The following is a 2,412-nucleotide window of genomic DNA, read 5'->3' as shown; positions in this document are numbered from 1 at the left end:
CCTCCTTCTATTTAGAATTTATCAGATCATTCTTCAAAGTGAATCATACTTCAAAAGTAGCAATTTGTATGCCAGATGCACAAAGACTTTTTAAAATAAAAAATATATTATTTACGGATAGTTAGCGCAGGAGATGGCAGATCATCTTTAGCTGAATGGAAAAGGTTTTCTCTTTAGTGGAAAAGTATTTCCACTTTTATGAAAAATAGTTCCACTTTCTTGAAAAGTACCTTTTTACTTCTTTCTGCCATTGCGTGTATTTTTTCTGCCCTGACGCGGACAAGCCGGAACCAAATTTGCCACGAAGACACGAAGGAATTCGTGAACGGCTTTGTGATTTACTAATTCTATAATGTTTTGATCTCGTTGTGTCTTGAACTCAAAGCCAATTTTCGAGCTTTAACCCCTTCACCCTTTCAAACTCTTTCACATTATTCGTAACCAGCACGAAGTTATGGGCGAGGCCGATTGAGGCAATTAGAAGATCCATAGGTCCTACGGGAGTTCCTGATTTCTCAAGGGCACATCGAACTTTCGCATAGGTGTCACATGCCTTTTGGTCAAACGGAATGATTTCAAGGGTGGAAACGAAACGTTTGACCCTTTCCCGGTTTTTTGCCCTGGCCTTACTTTTTTCCGCACCATAATACAATTCTGCTACGGTGATTGAAGGCAACTTTATTTGTGAAGGTGACAGATTTTGAAACCGTCCGATTATTCTTTCCGAGGTTTGATTCAAAAAATATATGCAGATATTGGTATCCAATAATCGAATCACGATGATAAATCCTCTCTTTTGTCCGTTTGTCCTAAACCCTTTCGTATTTTGGCCATAATCTCTTGAGGACCCTCGTCGCCTTCCCAGCTGCCGGCCAGATCAAAAAAACCTTCCGGCCACTCATCTTCCAATCTTGCCCTGATCAAATCGGCAACCCATTTGGATCTTGATTTCTTTGAGACCTCTATGGCCTTATCCAGTTTCTTGGCCAACTGATCGTCAATATAGATAGCTAACTGCGGCACAATGATCACCTCCTTGCACATATATGTACAAGTATATTTTATCCTTGTCAATGGCAAAAGGGACGACAAGGCAAGTCTTCGGGGGAGGGAAATTACCGGGGGCAGGCATTTATATTCTTTAAAAAATCCCTCCTGGCCTCCCTCTGCCAAAGGGAGGAAATGCGAAGCCCCGGGATTTGGGCTAACGCCGGCATCTGAGAAGCTTATGGAGATAGATGGAATTAAGGTAAACGATGAGACCTTGCAAAGATGGTTAGTATAATACAAATAGTTGCCCCCAAAATTAAAGAACCCGAGAAAACGCATCCATTAGTGTAAATATAATATAAAAGCCACCTCGGGGGAATCCCCAAGGTGGCTTTTATGGCTTTTATGGCTTTTTTGATTATCTCTTTTTAGACTTTTTTGGAAAGCTTCTTCCGTCCAAACCCGGCCAGACCAACCAGACCGGAACCAAGCAACACCATGGTCGCGGGCTCTGGAACATCTGGGTTCACAGGATCTTGAGAAAAACTTTTTGCCTGTAAAAAAACTCCAGAATCCAAAACGCTATCACCGGCATCTGCTATGGCCAATGTCAGATGATATGTATTCCCAGCAGTCAGCCCTAGTATGCTGGCTGTAAACACGTCGGTAAACCCGTCATATTCAAAAGCAAATGGAATCGGAGATAGGTCACCAGGATCATTATCGTTATAATAGAGAGAGTTGGATCCGTTGTTTACATTGTTGATGGCAACTGCTGTCGATGTCCCTGGAATAAGCGCCACGTTATCTGAAACTGCCGTTCCATTAAAAAAGAAGCCAAACACGTCATTATAACTTGAATTAACCCATTCGTTATACTCTTCAGAACCAAAGACATAGTTGAAATAAGCTGAGGTCCCGGCACTTACAAAGTCAAACTCCAGAATCGTGGCATCATTTGTGCTATACCCGGGGATCAAATTATTAAGCATGGCGGCACCCGGCAAACCATTATTACCCGTTATGGCGTCTGAAGTATTAGATGTGCCATTCAGGTGGGAAGCGTACCCAGAGGTCAAGACAATACCGCTTTGAATGCCGATTCCAGCGGCAAGGCCACCCGTAAAATATCCCGATGCAGCGCTTGCTCCCGTATAAGTAACATTCGATATTGTGACCCCCGGCCCCACAAGACTTTGGGCTAAATTAGTGGCGCTGTCCAGCGGCGTTACCGTCAAAGCAAATGCCGGAGCCCAAAGCGCTACGAGGGACACGACGCACAAAAACATCAAGAGCTTTTTCATTCTTTTTCACCTCCTTCTATTTAGAATTTATCAGATCATTCTTCAAAGTGAATCATACTTCAAAAGTAGCAATTTGTATGCCAGATGCACAAAGACTTTTTAAAATAAAAAATATATT

The 2,412-nt window shown here is 42.5% G+C and carries 4 protein-coding genes; 1 reads left to right on the top strand and 3 read right to left on the bottom strand.

Annotated features, from left to right (window positions below):
- Positions 1-379: 379 nt before the first annotated feature.
- A complete protein-coding gene (locus tag AB1422_18885) occupies positions 380-778 on the bottom strand; it encodes a type II toxin-antitoxin system VapC family toxin (protein MEW6621367.1) in 399 nt (132 codons plus the stop codon).
- On the bottom strand, positions 775-1,023 hold the full coding sequence (locus AB1422_18880; protein ID MEW6621366.1) for a ribbon-helix-helix protein, CopG family: 249 nt from the start codon (positions 1,021-1,023) through the stop codon (positions 775-777). The genes AB1422_18885 and AB1422_18880 overlap by 4 nt, the downstream gene beginning before the upstream one ends.
- A 13-nt stretch (positions 1,024-1,036) precedes the next feature.
- On the opposite strand from AB1422_18880, the gene AB1422_18875 reads away from it, so the two are divergent.
- Positions 1,037-1,285, top strand: coding sequence for a hypothetical protein (locus AB1422_18875; protein ID MEW6621365.1), 249 nt, complete (start codon positions 1,037-1,039; stop codon positions 1,283-1,285).
- Positions 1,286-1,418: 133 nt separating this feature from the next.
- Here AB1422_18875 and AB1422_18870 read toward each other — a convergent pair whose 3' ends face one another.
- Positions 1,419-2,294, bottom strand: coding sequence for a choice-of-anchor L domain-containing protein (locus tag AB1422_18870; protein MEW6621364.1), 876 nt, complete (start codon positions 2,292-2,294; stop codon positions 1,419-1,421).
- Positions 2,295-2,412 lie beyond the last annotated feature (118 nt).

Source organism: bacterium, from assembly GCA_040757115.1.
In the GTDB taxonomy this organism is placed as follows: Bacteria; UBA9089; CG2-30-40-21; order CG2-30-40-21; family SBAY01; genus JBFLXS01.
The sequence above is the reverse complement of the archived record's forward strand: the minus strand, read 5'-3'. Positions and strand labels throughout refer to the sequence as shown.

Coding starts and splice junctions, on each gene's coding strand:
- AB1422_18870 (MEW6621364.1), bottom strand. CDS start 2,294: ATGAAAAAGCTCTTGATGTTTTTGTGCGTCGTGTCCCTCGTAGCGCTT.